Annotated in this window: 18 protein-coding genes; 8 read left to right on the top strand and 10 right to left on the bottom strand. The window is 25.9% G+C overall.

All coding sequences use genetic code 11. From position 1 onward, the window contains the following. Positions 1-2: 2 nt before the first annotated feature. The 6 genes from J7M87_RS01830 to J7M87_RS01805 all read left to right on the top strand — a co-directional run bounded on the left by J7M87_RS01830 (position 3) and on the right by J7M87_RS01805 (position 7101). On the top strand, positions 3-1373 hold the full coding sequence (locus tag J7M87_RS01830) for an MBOAT family O-acyltransferase (protein WP_291648097.1): 1371 nt from the start codon (positions 3-5) through the stop codon (positions 1371-1373). A gap of 12 nt (positions 1374-1385) precedes the next feature. Further along, positions 1386-2510 (top strand): DHHW family protein, encoded by a 1125-nt coding sequence (locus J7M87_RS01825; protein WP_291648096.1) that lies wholly within the window; start codon positions 1386-1388, stop codon positions 2508-2510. Positions 2511-2597: 87 nt separating this feature from the next. Beyond that, on the top strand, positions 2598-3206 hold the full coding sequence (locus tag J7M87_RS01820) for an acetate uptake transporter (RefSeq protein ID WP_291648094.1): 609 nt from the start codon (positions 2598-2600) through the stop codon (positions 3204-3206). A gap of 138 nt (positions 3207-3344) precedes the next feature. Beyond that, complete coding sequence (locus tag J7M87_RS01815; protein WP_291648092.1) at positions 3345-3530, top strand: hypothetical protein; 186 nt, start codon at positions 3345-3347, stop codon at positions 3528-3530. A gap of 278 nt (positions 3531-3808) precedes the next feature. Continuing rightward, on the top strand, positions 3809-5260 hold the full coding sequence (locus J7M87_RS01810; RefSeq protein ID WP_291648090.1) for a DUF2828 family protein: 1452 nt from the start codon (positions 3809-3811) through the stop codon (positions 5258-5260). Between the two features lie 845 nt (positions 5261-6105). After that, positions 6106-7101 carry a tyrosine recombinase XerC gene (locus J7M87_RS01805; RefSeq protein WP_291648132.1) on the top strand — a complete coding sequence of 332 codons (996 nt, stop codon included), beginning with the start codon at positions 6106-6108 and terminating at the stop codon, positions 7099-7101. 107 nt (positions 7102-7208) lie between these two features. Here the strand turns inward: J7M87_RS01805 and J7M87_RS01800 are convergent, their stop codons facing one another. Continuing rightward, on the bottom strand, positions 7209-7592 hold the full coding sequence (locus J7M87_RS01800) for a hypothetical protein (RefSeq protein ID WP_097034295.1): 384 nt from the start codon (positions 7590-7592) through the stop codon (positions 7209-7211). Between the two features lie 356 nt (positions 7593-7948). Here J7M87_RS01800 and lexA point away from each other — a divergent pair, with 356 nt between their 5' ends. Beyond that, positions 7949-8554, top strand: coding sequence for a transcriptional repressor LexA (lexA, locus tag J7M87_RS01795; protein ID WP_291648087.1), 606 nt, complete (start codon positions 7949-7951; stop codon positions 8552-8554). A 67-nt stretch (positions 8555-8621) separates the two neighbouring features. After that, a complete protein-coding gene (locus J7M87_RS01790) occupies positions 8622-9386 on the top strand; it encodes a metalloprotease family protein (protein ID WP_291648085.1) in 765 nt (254 codons plus the stop codon). Between the two features lie 60 nt (positions 9387-9446). Here the strand turns inward: J7M87_RS01790 and J7M87_RS01785 are convergent, their stop codons facing one another. The 9 genes from J7M87_RS01785 to J7M87_RS01745 all read right to left on the bottom strand — a co-directional run bounded on the left by J7M87_RS01785 (position 9447) and on the right by J7M87_RS01745 (position 21467). Further along, positions 9447-10727 (bottom strand): methionine gamma-lyase family protein, encoded by a 1281-nt coding sequence (locus J7M87_RS01785; RefSeq protein WP_291648083.1) that lies wholly within the window; start codon positions 10725-10727, stop codon positions 9447-9449. 285 nt (positions 10728-11012) lie between these two features. Further along, entirely contained in the window at positions 11013-11249 is a 237-nt protein-coding gene (gene hfq / locus J7M87_RS01780; protein ID WP_291648082.1) for an RNA chaperone Hfq, read from the bottom strand. A gap of 39 nt (positions 11250-11288) precedes the next feature. Then, complete coding sequence (gene miaA / locus J7M87_RS01775) at positions 11289-12215, bottom strand: tRNA (adenosine(37)-N6)-dimethylallyltransferase MiaA (protein WP_291648080.1); 927 nt, start codon at positions 12213-12215, stop codon at positions 11289-11291. An 11-nt stretch (positions 12216-12226) separates the two neighbouring features. Next, complete coding sequence (gene mutL, locus J7M87_RS01770) at positions 12227-14281, bottom strand: DNA mismatch repair endonuclease MutL (RefSeq protein WP_291648078.1); 2055 nt, start codon at positions 14279-14281, stop codon at positions 12227-12229. A gap of 46 nt (positions 14282-14327) precedes the next feature. Beyond that, positions 14328-17117: a DNA mismatch repair protein MutS gene (gene mutS / locus J7M87_RS01765; RefSeq protein WP_291648076.1), complete on the bottom strand. Its 2790-nt coding sequence runs from the start codon at positions 17115-17117 to the stop codon at positions 14328-14330. A gap of 191 nt (positions 17118-17308) precedes the next feature. Beyond that, positions 17309-17884 (bottom strand): hypothetical protein, encoded by a 576-nt coding sequence (locus tag J7M87_RS01760; RefSeq protein ID WP_291648074.1) that lies wholly within the window; start codon positions 17882-17884, stop codon positions 17309-17311. Positions 17885-18105: 221 nt separating this feature from the next. Next, positions 18106-19263 (bottom strand): flagellin lysine-N-methylase, encoded by a 1158-nt coding sequence (gene fliB, locus J7M87_RS01755; protein WP_291648072.1) that lies wholly within the window; start codon positions 19261-19263, stop codon positions 18106-18108. Positions 19264-19372: 109 nt separating this feature from the next. Continuing rightward, on the bottom strand, positions 19373-20212 hold the full coding sequence (gene nadC / locus J7M87_RS01750) for a carboxylating nicotinate-nucleotide diphosphorylase (RefSeq protein ID WP_291648070.1): 840 nt from the start codon (positions 20210-20212) through the stop codon (positions 19373-19375). Continuing rightward, positions 20190-21467, bottom strand: a complete 1278-nt coding sequence (locus J7M87_RS01745) for an L-aspartate oxidase (protein WP_365844165.1) — start codon at positions 21465-21467, stop codon at positions 20190-20192. Before J7M87_RS01745 ends, nadC begins: the two co-directional genes overlap by 23 nt.

The raw sequence follows: 21467 nt of genomic DNA, 5'->3' as shown, positions 1-21467 counted from the left end.
TTATGGTTTTCAGTAGTCTAATTTTTATATTCAGATTTTTACCTATATTTATAGCTGTATATTATATAACTCCATATAGATATAAAAATCTATGTATACTTATTTTTAGTTTGTTTTTTTATTCATTTGGAGAACCAAAATATTTTCCAATAATGATTTCATCTATTATTGTTGATTATACAGTATCTCTATTAATTCAAAAGAATTTTGAAGATAAAAGTAAGTGCAAAGTTTTATTATTAGTTTCTATAGTTTTTAATATAGGAATTTTAATTTATTTTAAATACTCTAACTTTTTTATAGAAAATATAAACTTACTATTTAAATCTTCGATAGATAAGATTAATTTAACCTTACCCCTTGGAATAAGTTTTTATACGTTTCAAACTTTATCTTATACTATTGATGTATACAAAGGAAAAGTTAAAGCAGAGAAAAATATAATAGATTTTGGAGCTTTCGTTTCTTTATTTCCCCAGTTAATAGCAGGGCCTATAGTAAAATATAGTGATATAAATAAAGAGATAAAAAATCGCTCTATAAATATGAGCAATTTCGAATTGGGATTAGAGGAATTTATAATAGGATTATCAAAAAAAGTATTAATAGCTAATAATATAGGAATGCTTTGGTCTGAAATATCTAGTAAAGATTTAATTAATATATCAACACCTTTAACTTGGCTTGGTATAATATCTTTTTCATTTCAAATATATTTTGACTTTAGTGGATATTCCTCAATGGCTATAGGACTTGGAAAAATGATTGGATTTGACTTTCCTATGAATTTTAATTTTCCATATATATCTAGGAGTATAACTGAGTTTTGGAGAAGGTGGCATATAACTTTAGGTTCCTGGTTCAAGGAATATTTATATATTCCTTTAGGAGGTAATAGAGTAAATAAAACGAGAATATTTTTTAATTTATTGATAGTTTGGTTTCTAACTGGCTTTTGGCATGGTGCTGAATATACATTTATTTTATGGGGATTATATTTCTTTGTGTTGATATATATAGAGAAAATATTCTTAGGAAAAGTTCTAAAAAAATATGTTATTTTCTCACATTTATATACTATATTCTTTTTAATTATAGGATGGTGTATATTTGCAATAACTGATATTACTACATTAGGTATTTATATAAAGAAGATGTTTGGTATGGACTTTAGAAGTGATTGGTTCTATTATGTTAGAAACTACTTTATAGTTATTATATTGTGTATTATTTCTTCAACTCCAATAATATTAAAGATATATAATAAGATGAATAAAGTAATTAGATCAATAGTTATAGTCTTGCTCTTTATAATATCTGTAGCATATTTGGTGGATAGTAGTTACAACCCTTTCTTATATTTTAGATTTTAATAGGAGGAGAGTATGATTAAAAAGATAATGAAATATCCAATTAGTATATTTATCTTAACTGTAATTATATTTATTACTATATTAGATATATTCAATAAAGATAAAGAGTTTTCTAACTTTGAAAATAGATCTTTAGCTCAAAAGCCTATATTCTATTTTGATGATTTTCTTAAAGGACGATTTTCTAAAGATTATGAAAGATATATTAATGATCAATTTGTCTTTAGGGATAAGTGGATAGATTTGAAGTCCAGAAGTGAGTATTTACTAGGTAAGATAGAAAATAATAATATAATTTATGGAAAAAATAATTTTTTGTTTGAAAAGTATGAAAAAATAGATGAAGGAAATTTAAAGAAAAATATTGGGTCACTTTTAGGCTTTATAAAAAATACTCCTAATAGTAACGTGAATTTCATGATTATTCCGAGTTCATATGTTATATATAAGGATCATTTGCCCTACGGAATTAATTTAGTTGATCAAGAATTTTATATAAATCAGATATATAATTCTTTAAATAATTATAATAATATAAAAACAATATCAATAACAGATAATTTGAAGGAAAATAGAGATAAGTATATATATTATAAAACAGATCATCACTGGACATCTTTTGGAGCATATTTAGCATATAGTGAATTTGTTGAAAATAATAATTTAAGTTTAGTAGATATGAGTAATTTTAATAAGCATGAAGTTGATAATTTCTATGGAACTTACTTTTCAAAAAGTAAAAACTTTAATGCTGAAAGTGATTTTATAACTTATTATGATGTTCCAAATTTAAATGTTTCTATAGATGGAGTGACTGTTGATAGTATAAATGATGAGTCGAAGTGGAGTAGTAGTGACAAATATTCAGCTTTTTTAAGAGGAAATAATGGATTAACTATAATACAGAATAATAATGCTTCTAACAATAATAAAATATTGGTTTTAAAAGATTCTTTTGGGAATTCATTTATTCAGTATTTAGTCAATAATTATAAAGAAGTATATGTTGTTGATTTAAGAGGTTTTATTGGAAGTTTCAATGAGTTTTTTAAAAGCAATAGTTTTGATGATATTTTGATAATGTATAATTTTATTAATCTTGTAGAGGATGTAAATATATCTAAAATAAAATATTAGCTATTTGGTAAAATAACTTTATTGACAACACTATAAATATTTGATACTCTTTTAAAGGTTGATTTATATAGTACATAGGAGGAAATTATGGAAGGAACAAAAGAAGTAAAAATTTTAGTTGCTGATCCTTCAGCAATAGGATTATTTGGACTAGCTGTAATAACATTGGTTGCATCATCACAAAAATTAGGACTTACAGACGGGGTATCTTTAGTATTGCCTTGGGCTATATTCTTAGGTGCTACAGCTCAATTATTAGCGTGTATAAATGATTTTAAACACAATAATACTTTTGGTGCTACAGCTTTTGGAGCATATGCATTCTTCTGGTATGCAATGGGAATGACATGGCTTATACAAAATGGAGTTTTTGGAGAAAAACTTGCTTCTGCAGCTGATACAAAACAATTAGGATTTGCCTTTTTAGCATACTTAATATTTACATTATTTATGACAATTGGAGCAATGGAAACTAATAAGGTATTATTTATAATTTTTGTTTTAATAGACTTCTTATTTATAGGTTTAATGTTAAATTCATTTGGAATCATACCTCATTTTGCTCATAGTTTAGCTGCTTATGCAGAGCTTGCAATTGCAATCTTTTCATTTTATGGAAGTGGTGCAGCTGTTTTAAATAAACATTTTGGTAAAGTATTTTTACCAACAGGCAAACCATTTAATATTTTTAAATAAGCAATAAATGTGATATTATAAATATAGTGTTATTGTATTAAACAGTTTAACACTATATTTTTTTATTTTAATTAGATTTAATTAAGATTATACTTTGTATAAAATAGTTAATATATATTTGACATAAGGAGAAAATTTATGAAAGTATCTATATTTTTAAAAGGAAAAAAGGATCCAGTTGTATATGAAGGAGAGAGAATAGATATCATAGACCTAAATTTAAATGGTATTGATTATAAGCAAGTTAGATGCTTCAATAAAAAAGGAAGTTCTAAATCAGAGTTAATTGTAAATAATTTAATAAATAAAATTGTTGAGTCATAAGGGGTGCTATAGCAGCACTTTTTTTATTTGTCGAAAAGTATAAAATTTTACATTACATTAAATAAAGTAAAAAAGAAAACTTATAGATGGTTGTGTTTTTATTATAAACTTGTTCTAAATTTATAATGTTTACAATATTATAATAATGAAAAGATACTAACAGCGTAATAATTTATGTATCTTGAAAAGACACTAACAGCAAATTGATATGATGTATTTATAATATATGATATAATTATTATATAAACGTGTCTTGTATTAATTTTTAGGAGGGTAAAATGTCTAGTGTTTTAAGTAGAATAAGAGAAGAATTATATAAAGTCTCGGAAATTGATATGGAAGAAGAAGAAGAAGTTAATATAAATGCAATAGAAGAATTTATAGATGATATAGCATATTTTAGAAATGCGCCTGAAGAAGAAATTATAGAAAGTTTTAGGAGGATTTTTTACTCTGGAACTAAATGTAGCATTAAGTTATTATTCTTTATTAGAGATAAGATAAATGGATTAGGGGAGAGAAGAATATTTAGGGTTATTTTAAGATACTTAGGAACTGAACACCCGAATTATATAGAAAATAACTTAGCCTTAATTCCTAAGTATGGTAGATGGGATGACTTATATTATTTATTTAATACGAAAGTTGAAGATAAAGTTATAGATTTATTTAAAAACCAATTACAAATAGATGTTAATTCTAGCAAACCATCTACATTAGCTAAATGGTTAAAGTCAGAAAATACTTCTTCTAAAGAATCGAAAAGGCTTGCTAATAAAACAAGAAGGTTACTTGGATATTCGCCTAAAGAATATAGACGTTTGTTATCTAGTTTAAGAAAAAAGATAGATATAGTAGAAACCAATATAAGTAGGAGAGATTATTCTAAAATAGATTATGAGAATCTTACAAAATTAAATATAAGAAAATATCAAAAGGCATTTTTAAGAAATGATAAAGTAAGCTATGAAAAATTTAAATTACAAAATAATAAAAATACTTTTATATTCGAATCTCTTGAGAAGATGATTTCAACTATTAGAAATAATTTGAATAATTATAATAGAAACAGTATAGAAGATATGTATAGCAAAAATTTAGAATATTTAATAGATATAACTATAAAGGATATAAACTCATTTGAAGATACTTTAATAATTAATGGAATTGAAGGGGAGTTTACAAAAGATCAAAATAGATACTTTGATGTATTAATTGCAACAATCCTTTTATACAACAAATTGAATTCGAACAGCTTTAAAAACTATTATATGTCTTTTAAAAAGAATTCTAAATTTAATAAATTAACAGGAGGCAATTATATAGAAGAAATAGAAACAATATCAAAAAATAATATTAATTATAATATCGATTTATATTCAGCTTTAGATTTATTACTATTTACTAGCATTAAAAAAAATTTGAAAGCTGAAGCAATTCCTAAATCTATAATGTTTATATATAATAAATCTGAAGATATTGATTTAATGGATTTTAAGGAGATTAATGAAAAATGGATAAATTTAGGATTTAAAGTTCCTAAAATTAAATTTTGGAATTTGAATTATTTGTCTCCGAAGTTTTCAATAAAATATAAAGAAGATATTACAATTATTAATGGATATAATAATTCTATATGGAAGTATTTGCTTCAAAGTAAGGAAATAAGTAATTCTAAGATTATTATAGATAAATTTAATAATATTGAATATAAAGATTTAATTATTTGAATTAAGCAATGCATAAGCATTGTTTATGAAATATTACTTTACATAATGTTTAATATGTTTAATATTGTTATTAAATATTTAAAAAATAAACATAATAATGAATTTATTAAAGTCATATTTAATAACATGCAGTGAATAAGATTGTGAATATAATTATGCAAAATTTATGTATAGCAAAATTATATTTAAAGTTCTGTTAAATCTATGAATAACTTATATAAAGACAAATTTAATTATGAAATTTGTCATATTTAAAATAAAAGAAGTATTTTTAAATAAATATACTTAATATAAATAAAAATAGCATAATTGAAGTAAAAAGTATTCGAAAATATAATAAAATAATATAAAAAAGCCTAAAATTTATTTCGCTAAATATACATTTATTATATTTCGTAATATTGTAAGTTGAAAATCTCTGTGATATAATAAAATCAAGGCTTTAGAGAGATTTTGGAGGTGAAAAAATGTCTACAGGACGAACGAAAACATACAAATATAAAGATTTTTGTTATACTAACGATGTTCAAAGACTTTTAAGTATAGAATTATCGAATAAAGATAAGAAAAAACTTCACTTAGTTTATTCTAATTATTATAATTTAAATGCTGAACGTGGATATGAATTTATAATTGAAGATCTATTTAAACTTGCTGAAGTACATAAATTATCAACTTCTCAAATAGCACAAATTTATGATACTGGAGTTAGAAATGTTCAAATTTGGCTTAAAGAACTTGGGATAAATCGCAGCATTAAAAAGGCTCAAAAGATAAATAAAAAGAATTCTAAAGTAAATTTAGAATTGAATTCTGTCGGAAATTCGAATTTAAACGCAAATTCAATACAAAGTAAGTATGGTATTGAGCAAGTTCAAATTAAAAATTTGCCAGAATCAGTTATAGATTTTCTTAATTATCTAGAAACAATTAAGGGGAAATCTCCTAACACTATTAAGGGATATGAAATAGATTTAACTTTATTCTTCAGATTTTTAAAAATATACAAAGGACTTATTACCGATGATTCTTTAGAGTTTTCTGAAATAGATATTAGAGATATTGATAATTCATTTATCAGGAAAATAAAACTAACTGATTTATATGCTTTTTTATCTTTTGCAGAAAAACAAAGGGAAAATGGAAGTTATGCAAGAGCTAGGAAAGTTGCTGCACTTAAATCTTATTTTAAGTTTCTTAATGGAAAAGCAAAAATTATAGATGATAACCCTACTCTGGAGTTAGAATCACCAAAGATAAATAAAAGGCATCCTGTTTATTTATCTTTAGATGAAAGTGTGAATTTACTTAGTTCATTAGATAAAGATAATAAGAATTATTACAGAGATTATTGTATTTTAACTTTATTTTTAAATTGCGGGATGCGTTTATCAGAACTTTGTAGCATTAAATTAGATAAAATTAAAGGTGATACTTTAACTATAATCGGTAAGGGAGATAAAGAAAGAACTGTTTATTTAAATGAAGCTTGCTTAAAAGCAATTGATAATTATTTAGCTGTTAGAGATACATCTAAATGTACACCTGAGGATAAAGAATACTTACTACTTTCCTCCCGTTTTAAACCTATTAATAAAAGAACGGTTGAATTACTTGTTAAAAAACATATATTTAATTCAGGATTAAGTAATGAGAAATATACTCCTCACAAATTAAGACATACAGCTGCTACGCTAATGTATAAGCATGGAAATGTTGATATTAGAAGTTTACAAAGCATTCTAGGTCATGAAAATATATCTACAACCCAAATATACACTCACGTTGATGAAGAAATTTTAAGAGATGCTGTAAATTCAAACCCATTATCGAAATTATAAAAAAAAGTACAAATAAAAATATGCAAAAAGACTCTATATAAATAGACTATCTTTTATGGGTGTCTACTATATAGGGTCTTTTTTAAAAATCTTAACATTTAATTTTATTAGTACTTTCCTTTTAACTTTCTAACTCCAGGGAAAATTTCTTCTGTAGCATCTTCTAGTGAATCATCACCTAATATATCTAAATCATCTATGTATTCAATATGATCAAAAGCATCAACATAGTCACTTGATTCATTTTCTAAAGCGTACTCTCCTACTTCATCAAGTTCTTCAGTTGAAAGCTTTTCTTCTTTTAAAGCTTCTATCATTTTTTTATATTCATTTTCTAAGAATTCATTTTCTTCAACTGTTTTAGCTATATCTTCAATTTTGATTGCTCTTACATCTATACCTTCTTCTTCTAGACAATCTCCACAGTTATCACAAATTCTATTAGGATATATATCACAATAATCATCTTCTGTGAATTTCTTAAAATCCATAAATACACCACCTTTGTTTAAAATAAACCGAAACTTATTATAACAAATAAATATTAAATAAGCAAATTATATAATAAAATTAAATGCTATATGCTTTCAATTTTACTATTCTACTTATATAAGTAAAATAATTTGCACTACTAAATTTAAGAGATTTATATAGTAGATAATATGAAATTCATTGTGTACATTACAAATTTATTTAATAATCACACATAATTTACATTATAAACTGATTTAAGGATTACATATAAAAAAATATAAATAATTGCTGTAAGAACGTTCGTTTTGAGAACATAAGTTTGATATTATCATACTTTTATGATATAATAATAGAAATAGAGTGAGGTGTTATAATGAACGAAATAAAAGATAAACAATTAGAGATTTATGAGTTCTTAAAGATATATACAGAAAACAAAGGTTATCCGCCTTCAGTAAGAGAAATCTGTGATGCTGTTAATTTAAGATCTACATCGACTGTTCATGGTCATCTAAAAAGATTAGAGAAAAAAGGATTAATAAGAAGAGATCCAACTAAACCTAGAGCATTAGAAATTATGGAAACTTCTAATACGAAAAAAGAAATGTTAAATATACCTTTAGTTGGAAGAGTTACAGCAGGAACACCTATTTTAGCAACGGAAAATATAGAAGATACATTCCCTATTCCAATAGACTACATAAAACATAATGAAGAATTATTTATGTTAAAAGTAACTGGTAATAGTATGATTAATGCAGGAATACATGATGGAGATTATGCTATTATAGAAAAAGCTCCAACTGCTAAAAATGGAGATATAGTTGTAGCTCTAATTGAAAATGATGCTACTATAAAAAGATTCTTTAAGGAAAAAGATCACATAAGACTTCAACCTGAAAATGATGCACTCTCTCCTATCATTGTTGAAGACTGCATTATTTTAGGTAAATTAGTTGGTTTATTTAGAGCATATTAAAAAATAAGATTCATACAATATTGTATGAATCTTATTTTTTTTACTACAATTTAAGGAGGTGCATACTTTGAAAATTTCTATTTTAAAAAGTGATAATAATAAAAATAATGACTCTGTGGATGAACATAATAATGGACATATTATAAAAGAAGAATTTTCTTCACTAATATTACTTATTAAAGTCATTATAGCATCCATTTATGCCTTTGGACTTGGATATAGCTTATTTTATAGTGGTGATGATTTTGTTAAGGTTGGAATTAAGTTTTTGCTTATACTGATAGTGTTATATTTCATAATGGAATTTCCTTATGCTCTTTTAAAGGTATCATTATTACCTAATGCATTTAATAAAGATATAATCAAATTAAATTTAAATCCCTATAGTATGAGTATATCTATATCTTCTACAAAGCCTATATCCAAAGATAGAGTGTTAATAGCATCAACAGTACCTTTTATAATATTAGCATTAGCACCAACTATAATTAGTTATATATTAGAATTTAATATTTATTTATATGCTATTGCTTCTGCCTCAGCGATAATTTCCATGTCAGATTTAATATTTTCAATAATTCTAATTAGAGATGAGTCTGTTGGAGAAAGTTTAATAATTACACCTTATGAATATATTAATTCAAATATAGCATTGAAAGAAATTTCAATTGATTTTGAAGATGATGATGAGTTAGAATGTAAAGATGAATTTTGCTATCAGTTATTAGAACATATAGATAATAATAAAATTAAAAATAGCTTAATTGAGAAAAATAAAGCTCCTGAATATATTAAAGAGATGATTTTTAATGTTGATGATAGTAACGAATAACAAAAACCACTAGCTATGAAATTAGCTAGTGGTTTTTGTTAAATAAAAAGCTATTTTAAATTATCCAATTATATTATTTAAGGAAATTAATATACCTATCTTAGCATGATCAAAAGTAAGCCCACCTTGCAGATAAGCTATATATGGTTCTCTAATAGGTGCATCTGCTGATAATTCAATTGAAGAACCTTGAATAAATGCTCCAGCAGCCATAATAACTTCATCATTATATCCAGGCATAGCCCAAGGTTCACATTCAACAAAAGAATCTATTGGAGAACCTTTTTGGATACCCTTACAGAATTGTATAAGTTTTTCTTTATCTCCAAACTTAATAGCTTGAATAATATCACTTCTTTTTTCATTATATTTAGGAAGGACATCAAAACCTGCAAGTTCCATTATTCTTGAACAGAATACAGCACCTTTCACAGCTTCCATAGCTATATGTGGAGCTAAAAATAAACCTTGATAGAATTGTCTCATAACTCCAAATGTTGAGCCGCACTCTCCTCCTATTCCAGGAGTAGTTAATCTAAAACTAGCTTGTTCTACGTATTCTTTTTTACCAGCTATATATCCACCAGTTGGTGCAATTCCTCCACCTATATTCTTTATAAGAGAACCTGCAATTAAATCTGCTCCAACATCTGTAGGTTCTATAACATCAATAAATTCGCCATAGCAGTTATCAACAAAAATAACTACATCTTCTCTTATACCTTTTACAAAATTAATAACTTCACCAAGCTCTTTAACTAAGAATGAATTTCTCCAACCATAACCTGTACTTCTTTGAATATGTACAAGCTTTATAGTTTCATCAGATGTTAGTGTTTCTTTTATTTTATCTAAATCAAATTTTCCATTTTTTAAGTCAACTTGCTTATAGTTAACTCCATATTCTCTAAGTGATCCTATATTTTCTTTACCACTTATCCCTATTATGTTATGTAATGTATCATAAGGAGCACCTGAAATACATACCATTGTATCTCCTGTTCTTAAATTTCCCATTAAAGCACACCCTATAGCATGTGTTCCATTAACAAAATGAGGTCTAACTAAAGCACTTTCAGTATTAAACACTCTTGCATAAACTTTATCTAATGAATCTCTTCCAATATCATCATATCCATATCCAGATGAGTTTGTAAAGTGGGATTCACTTATTCTTTCATCTTGGAAAGCTTTCAACACTTTTAATTGATTATACTCTCTTATTTCATCATATGATTCAAAAACCTCTTCTACATCTTTTAGAGCTTTCTTATATAACTCAAATGTCTGAGGCTTAAAATTAAAGTTTTTCATCATTAATTCTTCTGTTTCTCTTAGCATAACGTTATTATTACATATTTATTTAATTATATGTAATTTCTCCCTTCTAAGTACTTAAATAAGATAATTATATTACATAAATAAAATATTATCATATTTTAACTTAATTTCATAGTACATAAATTATATAAAGGCAGTATATATTTATGCATAGATTTAATATTTAATTAAACTATAGGAAAATAATATGGTTAAATATAAAAATAAAGATTATATCTAAATTCAATTTAAATAAAATGCTAATTAAGTACAGTAATCATATAAATAAAAAAGTAGGCTAATTGCCTACTCTTCATCATTATTAAATAAAATTGGTTTTATTGGTGTTATAGTTGTTATTGCGTGTTTGTAAACTAACATTTGCTTACCATCGCTATCAAGTACAACTGTAAAACTGTCAAATCCTTTTACATACCCTTTTAGTTGAAATCCATTAGTTAAGTATATAATAACGGAAATCTTATTTTTTCTTGCTCCATTTAAAAATATATCTTGTAAATTGTTTGGTTGTTTATTCACCATATTCACCTCCGCATAATCCTTACAATACTATTATACAATTTATGGTAGAAATTCACCAACTATTCTTTTAAATATTTCATCTTCACTAAATATATCTTTATCTAAAATAATAGCTCTTGGATCTCTTCTAAACCAAGTTAATTGTCTTTTTGCATAATTTCTTGAACCCTGCTTAATCATTTCTACAGCTTCATTTAGAGATATCTTATTTTCTAAGTAATAAAATATTTCTTTATACCCTATCCCTTGCATTGACTGTACAGATGAATTATACCCCATTTCCTTTAACTTTATACACTCTTCAAGTAAACCTTTATCCATCATTATATCTACTCTTAGGTTTATCCTATTATACAGCTTTTCTCTATCCATATTTAGAACATAATAACTTACATCATAAGGACCATTATAAAACTCTTCTCCTGCATTAAATGAACTAAAAGGTTTCTTAGTTAACTTATATACTTCCAAAGCTCTAATAACCCTTTTTCTGTTATTATAATGAATTTCTTTATAGCTAATAGGATCTATTTCCTTAAGCATATTATGAATATATTCATTGCCATGCGTTTCTGCAAGTTCTTCTAATTGTTTTCTATACTCTAAATCATTTTCTGCTTCTGTAAAGTTCATATTGCAGGTTAATGCATTTATGTATAACCCTGTACCCCCAGTCAGTATTGGAAGCTTTCCTCTAGATATAATATCTTCTATACATTTTTGCGCCATTTCTTTATAGTCAGCAACAGAAAATGGAGTACTAGGATCTACTACATCTATCATATGATGTGGAACACCACACATTTCTTCTTTAGTAATTTTAGCAGATCCTATATCCATATATTTATAAATTTGCATTGAATCTGTTGATATTATTTCTCCATTTAATTCTTTTGCTAATTTTATAGATAAATCTGTTTTCCCAACTGCTGTTGGACCTGCTATAACTAAAATTTTATCTTTCATTATTGCTCCTTTTATACTATTCTCCTAAATTTTTTGTCTAATTCATAGTTAGTAAACTTGATAATTACAGGTCTACCATGAGGACAATGGAATGGATCCTCTATATATCTTAAATCATTTATTAGTTTTTCCATTTCCATTTGATTTAAATAATCATTAGCCTTAACAGCAGCTTTACATGCAAGTGTTGCAATTCTATTGTACTTTACTTCGGTTGTTTTACCACTACCTAATGATTTTATATTATCTAAGATATTAATAAATAAATTCCTTGGATCAAGCTTACCTAAGAAATAAGGCACTTCTTTAATTGCTATAGTATTTCCACCAAAGTTCTCAATAGAAAAACCTGCCATAGTAAATACATGTGAATTTTCTTCATAATAACAGAAATCATCTGTAGTTAAATCTATCAAAGTAGGTACTAGTAGTTGTTGTACTACTATATCCCCCTCTTCTATGCTATTTAAGTACTTTTCAAAAAGAATCTTTTCATGAGCAGCATGTTGATCAATCATATAAAGTACTTCATCATATTCAGCTAATATATATGTCTTATTAAACTGTCCTATTATTCTTAAGTTAGGGAATTTTGCATTTCTATTTTCTATATTATTTAAGTTTTCTTTATTACTTACTGCATTTTCATTATTTACTTCGTTACTTTTAATTGATATATCTGTATTTACTTCATTATTAGAAATTTCTTTTTTATCTTCACAAACTACAGTATTTGGATCATAGTTTATAGGTCTATAATCAAAATTGTTGTTATCATCTATATTATTGTTATTATTATGTGTTTTAATATCTAATTTACCAAGTTCCTTTAGGTTCTTAAGATTATTATAAAGTTCTTCTTCTCTCCTTAAATCCTCATAAGAAACTCCTGGCATTGTATTTATTTCATTTTCCTTATTTTTATTGCTATTATCTTCATAGTAAGATAAAGGTAAGTTATTTGGATTTGAATAAGTATCATTTACATTTATGTTAAAAGATATTTCCTCAACAACTTCTGTAGGTACTTCATCCTTATGTTCTTTTTCTTCCTCTGGTATATAGAAATCATTAAAAACTTCACTTTTAAAAGCTTTATGAACTGCATCAAATACCTTTTTAAATATCCCTCTATCTTCTTTAAACTTAATTTCAGCCTTTGTTGGATGTATATTAACATCTACAAACTCTGGATACACTTCAAGAAATAAAACAAAGAATGGAAACTTATTTACTGTCGCAAAGGACTTAAAGGCATTTTCTATTGCTGCAACTATAGTTTTATTCTTTATATATCTGCCATTAACAAAGATACTTTGATTATTTCTAGATCCTCTAGCTATTTCTTCTTTACCTATATATCCATATAAATGAATTGCATCTTCTGCACTTTCAAAGTATATTAAGTTTTCACTTATAGATTTTCCATATACAGTTCTAATAACGTCTTTAAGATTACCTGTACCATAAGTATGTAATACCTTCTTACCATTATTGTAGAACTTTATAGATACATCTGGATTAGATAATGCAATCCTTGAAACTATATCACTTATTAATGCACCTTCTCTTGAAGTAGATTTTAAAAACTTTCTTCGAGCTGGTACATTATAAAATAAATCCCTAACTTCTATTATTGTTCCTTTATTAGTTCCAGTTTCACTTTCAGAAAGTATTTCTCCACCTTCTATTGAAATTTCTGAACCAAAATCTTCTCCATTTATTTTACTTCTTAATAATACCTTTGATATAGATGCTATAGAAGCCAATGCTTCTCCTCTAAAGCCTAGAGTCATAATAGAATATATATCCTCTACATTTTGGATCTTGGATGTTGCATGGGGCATAAAAGCCTTTTTAATGTCATCTTTATGTATTCCATTACCATCATCTATAATTCTTATTAAAGAAATACCACCTTCTTCTATTTCGATGGTGATATTTTTGGCTTCTGCATCTATTGAATTTTCTACTAATTCTTTTACAACTGAAGAAGGGCGTTCAACCACTTCTCCAGCTGCTATTTTATTAGAGGTATGTTCATCTAATAGATTTATTCTTTTCATATAATCACCTCAATTACGTACCCTATTAATTAATTTATAATATTAATTATTTAACCCTTTTAGCTTCAAGTATTAACTTGTATAAGGTATTCATTGCATCCATAGGAGTTAATGCCATAACGTCTATATCAGCAATTGAATTAATTAAATTTTCTTTTTCTATCATTGTGAAATCTATTTGATAATCGTTTATTTCTTCTTTATAATTCTTTTTCTTTTTAAAGTCTTTCTTTGTATTAGTATCTTCTAATAATGTATTATTTAAAGTATCACTTTCTTTAGCTATATAGCTTTCATTAGAATCATTCTTAGAATTATCTAATGAGTTACTATTTGGAGCGGGAGCTTTAACTTCTACAGATCCATTAACTTCATCTTTCTCAACCTTATCAGTCGCAACTTCTTTTATTGAAGTAACATCTAATGAGTTTTTATTTGATGTATTTTCTAGTGAAGATAATATTTCCTTAGCCCTATCAATAACTTGTGTTGGTAATCCAGCAAGTTTTGCAACTTCTATACCATAAGATTGATCTGCTCCACCTTCTACTATTTTTCTTAAGAAGATTATATTATCATCAACTTCACTTACAGCAACAGAATAGTTTTTAACACCTTCTATAACACCTTCTAGTTTAGTTAATTCATGATAATGAGTAGCAAAAAGTGTTTTGCATTTTAGGTTGTTATTTTTTGATATATACTCTATTACAGACCAAGCTATACTAAGTCCATCATAAGTTGATGTTCCTCTTCCAACTTCATCAAGTAAAACTAAGCTTTTAGATGTAGCATTCTTTAAGATGTTAGATACTTCCCACATCTCAACCATAAAGGTAGATTTTCCACCTGCTAAATCATCTGAAGCACCTATTCTTGTAAAGATCTTATCACATATAGAAATATTAGCAGATTTAGCTGGTACAAATGATCCTATTTGAGCCATAAGAGTAATAAGTGCCACTTGTCTCATATATGTAGACTTACCTGCCATATTAGGACCAGTAATAAGTAAAAGTCTATTATCATTTGAATTTAATGTAGTATCATTAGAAACAAATTCACCTTTTCCAATTACTTTTTCTACAACTGGGTGTCTTCCTTCATTTATTTCTATAATTCCATCTTCATTTATGCTAGGTTTAACATAATCATTTTCTACTGCTATTAAAGATAAAGTAGATAAAGCATCTAAGTTACCGATAATTCTAGCACTTTGTTTAAGTCTTGCAATTTCTTTTTCTATAGCTTCCCTTATTTCTATAAATAAATCATATTCTAAAGCTACTAGCTTTTCTTCAGCTCCTAAGATTTTATCTTCCATTTCTTTTAATTCTTGAGTTATAAATCTTTCAGCATTTGCTAGTGTTTGCTTTCTTATATATCTACCTTCAGGAATTGAATTATAATTAGCTTTTGATATTTCTATATAATAACCAAATACCTTATTATATCCAACCTTTAATGATCTAATTCCTGTAAAGTCTCTTTCTCTATTTTCTAGAGCTGCAATCCATTCCTTACCATGAAGCTTAGCTGTTCTTAAACTATCTACTTCTTCATTGTATCCATCTTTTATTATATTACCTTCCTTTAAGGCAATAGATGGATCATCTAAAATAGAATTAGATAAAAGTTCTTTAATATCAGTAAGTTCATCTAAATCCTTATACCATTCTTTTAGTATATTTGATGTTGCTTCTGATAAATGAGACTTTATACCTGGTAGCTTTTCTAATGAGCACTTAAGTGAAATTAAGTCCTTAGCATTAGCATTTTTATTAGAAATTTTACCTACAATTCTTTCTATATCATAAATTTCCTTAAGTAAACTTCTTAAATCTTCATTAAAATAAGCATTATCATATAGCTCTTCTACACCTTCTAATCTCTTTTCAATTTCAGATTTTATAATAAGAGGTTCTTCAATCCATTTTCTAATTGCTCTTCCTCCCATAGAAGTAGCAGTCTTATCTAAAACCCAAATCAAACTACCTTTTTTAGATTTTTCTTTTAGGTTTTCAGTAAGCTCTAAATTTCTTCTTGAGTTACCATCTATAGTCATATAATTAATTATGTCATAATACTCTAAAAGGTTTATATTAGTTAAAGTCATCTTTTGAGTATCATAAATATACTTTAATAAGGCTTTAGATACAGTCTTAGATAAATCATTTAAATTAGTAATGCATACTTCTGAAAATTGTTCTAGAATTTCTTCTTCAGTACAAATACTTTTACTTAAATCTCTCTTAGTAATTAGTGCTGAAGAAATAGAAGTAATTTCTGATAATAATTCATCACTTATGTTAATATCTACAATTATTTCCTTTGGAGATATTTTAGTTATTTCATCTAATAAACTTGCTTTTATTGCTGTAAAGCTCGTTACTTTAAATTCTCCAGTAGATATATCAGAAGAGGCTAACCCGTAATAGCCATTATCTTCAACTATACACATTAAATATGTATTTTTATATTCACTATCTTCAGTGTTTTCTATATATGTACCAGGAGTTATAACTTTAATAACATCTCTTTTAACTATACCTTTAGAAGCTGAAACATCTTCAACTTGTTCTCCAATAGCTACTTTATAACCTTTATTAACAAGTCTTGCTATATAAGATGGAGCTGCATGAAATGGGATTCCACACATAGGAGCTCTTTCTTCAAGACCACAATCTCTTCCAGTTAAAACAAGTTCTAATTCTCTAGAAGCTATTTTAGCATCATCAAAGAACATTTCATAAAAGTCACCTAATCTAAAAAATAAGATACAATCCTTATAATTTTCTTTTATTTCAAAATATTGTCTCATCATTGGAGTTAACATATTTTTATTACCTCACATCCCTAAATTTAAGTACAAACCTTGTAAACATAAGGTTTTATGACTATTATACTATAAAGTTGCAACAATAAAAAGTAATAAGTATTAAAGTAGAGTTAATAAGAAAAATGACCTTATCAATTTCAAACTTGATAAGGTCATTTTTAAATTAATATAAAGATTTATTTTATAATCTAATTTGCAATATCAGTATTAGATGTGTCAAAAGTAGTTGGATCTATATTCATTATTAACTTAGTAATTTCATTAGCACTAGTAATTTCCCAACCATTTTCTGATTTTTCTAAAGTTATATCTCCAGTTCTATCTGTAAATGTAACTCCATCTAAAGCTTTTACCATAATATCATCATATAATTTATTTTGTTCTGCTTCTGTCATTTCTGTACCAGAAAAAGCTTGTGAAAATACACTTGTAAACATTTCTTGAATGGACGTAGCAATTACAGCAGCCATATCTGGTCCATTAACTTTAACATTAACTGTTGCCTTTTCTCCATCAATACTTTCTGAATTAATAGTATAAGTAAGCTTTTGTATTTCAGTAATCATCTTTTTAGAAGAATTAGTGTCAGTTTCTTTCACATTACTTAGTAATGTAGAAATTGTTGCTTCATCAGCACTTTTAATTTCATCAAAATAAGTTTTTACTGTGTCAGATGGAGATGGCTCTTTGCTTTTACAACCATAAAAAGCAGTAATTGATAGTACTAAAGTCATTATTATTGATATTCTTTTTAATAGTTTCATATATTTACCCCCTATTTAACTACATATATATTTTACTACATTTCCATATTAAAGCAATGAAATTAGTTGGTTTATTATCTATAAAAAATTATAATAAATTTAATATTGAGTATAATCTTTTATATAAGAGATAAATATAAAAAGAAAAATAATCTTATCAATTAAAAATAGATAGGATTATTTTTCTTTTTAATAATATAGAATATTATTGCATATTTATCTTAGTTTAATAGAGTAATTAATAATTCCTCAATACTAAATACATCATTAGTTTCAAATAATTCTTCTAAAGTTTCAATGTTTTCTTCTAAGTGTTCTACATCCTTAGAATATGTATGGGCTATGTCAACCATATCTGCATTTGTAAACTCTTTATTTTCTAGATATCTTACTACACACAGTTCTTTTATCATTGTATAGCTTACTAATGCTATTTTAATCTTAGCTAAAGCATCATAGTCAAAAACAGCCTTCATAAAGTATCTAAATACAAAGTAAACTAGTATTTGTTCAAATTCATAGCTTTTTGCCTTATAATATCCATCAAACTTTTTATGAATATCTAGGTAAATATCTTTATCATCTTCATTTTGCCAAAAGTATCTTAAGGCATCTTCTAGCCCTAAAATGTCATTTGGCTTAATATGCTTTAAATCTCTAAAGACTTCTATAACTTCTTTTATGTTAATATATTTTTCTGTATTTTTACCTTTATATACTTCAATATCATTAATAGTTGATTTAATAAAATCCTTATTTAAGTACTTATCTTTAACTAACTTAATTGATTGGATATCATTTGAATCTATCTTTTCTTGCACTTCATTTATAAATATAAGAACTAAAGCACATCTTATTTTTAAATCTATTTCTCTATTTTGCATGATATCAAAAACTATTTTTCTGCATTGCATAAGATTAATATAAATCATCGGATTAATATCATTATAGCTAGTGATTTCTTCATCATTTTCACTTAATTCAAATTCTACCTTATCAGATTTTCTAAGTATTATTCTTGCAGCTTCAGGACATGATAAAGATATACCAATTTCACGAGTATTTCCAAACTCCTCTAAGTAACGAGGATATTGTCTACAGGTATAACAAAGACCTTCTGGTCCTAAATTATTATATATATCACATAAATTATTTTGGTTTAAAAAAGAACATCTATCTCCATTTAAAACAAAAACATTTTCTTCATCTTCATTAACTATCTTGCTTCTTAATTCATCTCCAAATTTACCTTCTACAGATAAATAATGTTTATGACTTTCTTCATCTATTACTATTCCCCATCCAGCACAACAAGTATCTTCACATTCAGAAGCTATACATTCAAATTCATCAAAGTAATCTGGCTTTCGTATCTTCATTTTTAACCTCACATCATATGTATTTATTTATAATTTTCTAACAAGCTAATTTTAATACTCATTACAGATCACTTCAAGTATTAATAATTCGATAAGGATAATTTTTTATCTAAATTACTTTTAAATTTTTCAAAGAAATATCTAAACACTTAATATTATTAGTTAAAGAACCAGAAGAAATAAAATGTACACCAGTTTCTGCATAATCTCTTATATTATCTAATGTAATATTCCCAGAGCTTTCTATTAAAGCCCTATCTCTAATTATTTTAACCATTTTTTTAGTGTCTTCTACAGACATATTATCAAGCATTATAATATCTGCTTTAGCTTCTAATGCTTCTAAAACATCAGCTTCATTTTCAGCTTCTACCTCTATTTTTCTAATAAATAAGCTACTTTCTCTTACGAGATTAATAGCTTCTTTAATGCCTCCAGCATATCCAATATGGTTATCTTTAATTAAAATTCCATCTGATAATGAAAACCTATGATTCATTCCTCCACCTATGGAAACAGCATATTTTTCTATATGCCTAAGAGTAGGTGTTGTTTTTCTAGTATCTAAAACCTTCGTGCTAAGTCCCTTTAGCTTTGATACATATTTATTTGTTTCAGTAGCAATTCCACTTAATCTTTGTAAAATATTTAATGCAATGCGTTCTCCAATTAAAATATTAGAAGCATTTCCATATAATTTTCCTATTATAACTCCTTTACTTATAAAATCGCCTTCTTTTACATAGGATTTAAATTCAACTTCACCTAATATTTCAAAGACTCTAATAAATATAGGCAAACCACAAATTACTCCATTTTCTTTAACTATTAAATCAGAACTAGCTTTTTTTTCATCTCTTACAATAGAAGATGTGGTTACATCTCCATAAGGAGAATCTTCTAGTAAAGCTTCTTTTATTAATTTATCAACTATTAAAAAGTTTAGCATATTTATAATCAACTCTTTTCTTTAAATATTCTATTAATATCTTTTCATTTATTCTCTTAACATTATTTTGAAAGTTTGTACTTATACATAACTCAGGTGCCTTAATATTTATATCTTCAGCTGCATTTTTAGCAAATACAATTGCTTCTAGTAATGAATTACTAGCTAATCTATTAGAACCATGAACTCCTGTACAACTTACTTCACCAACAGCATAAAGATTATTTAAGGATGTTTGTCCATTTAAATTCACTTTAATACCGCCCATTGAAAAATGATGAGCTGGTGATATTGGTATTAAATCCTTATGAATTTCTAAGCCAATTTTTAAACATTCATTATAGATATAAGGAAACCTCTTCTTTAAATATTCTTTTCCAAGACTTCTCACATCTAGATATACATAAGGGGTTACATAGTTTTTTGAAATTTCATTTAATATACTAGCTGATACAATGTCTCTCGGCAATAATGGATCTATGAATTTATCACCTTTTTGATTTATAATTATAGCTCCTTCACCTCTTAGAGATTCTGTAAGCAATAATCGTCTACTATTAGTTTCTTTTTTATATAATACTGTAGGATGAAGCTGTTGATATTCCATATCTACAACATTTATTTTATTATGTAGAGCTACTTTTATTCCATCCCCTGTTAATGATTCAACATTTGTAGTTGAGTTAAATATACCACCAATACCACCTGTAGCTAATACAGTTATTTTTGAAAATATCTTATATTCATTTTCTTCATTACTTACTAATCCACCTATACAAACATTATTAAAAATTATTAAATTTTCTAAAGTAGTATTTTCTAAAATCTTTATATTTTTCTTTAATGATACTTTATCTAGTAAGGAATCTACTATTGCTTTTCCAGTTTGATCTTTAACATGAAGGATTCTATTTACACTATGACCCCCTTCTCTAGTATAATTTAAAGTATTGTAATTTTTATCAAAGGGTACTCCTAAGTTTATTAAATCTAAAGTTATATCCATTGATTTTTCTGCAATTTCCTTAACAGAATCAATATTATTTTTATAATTTCCAGCTTTTAGAGTATCATTTATAAAAATACTTATGTCTTCAGTATTTAACGCTGTAGATATACCTCCTTGAGCCAAATAACTATTGCAATCAGTTCTTTTTCCTTTTGTTATAACTAAAACACTTAAATCATCACGGATATTTAAAGCTGTATAAAGCCCAGCTACACCTGTCCCAACAATTAAAACATCATATATCAT

Source organism: Clostridium sp. (assembly GCF_017888565.1).
GTDB lineage: Bacteria > Bacillota > Clostridia > Clostridiales > Clostridiaceae > Clostridium.
Note: the sequence above shows the minus strand (reverse complement) of the source record. Positions and strands in the feature narration are given on the sequence as shown.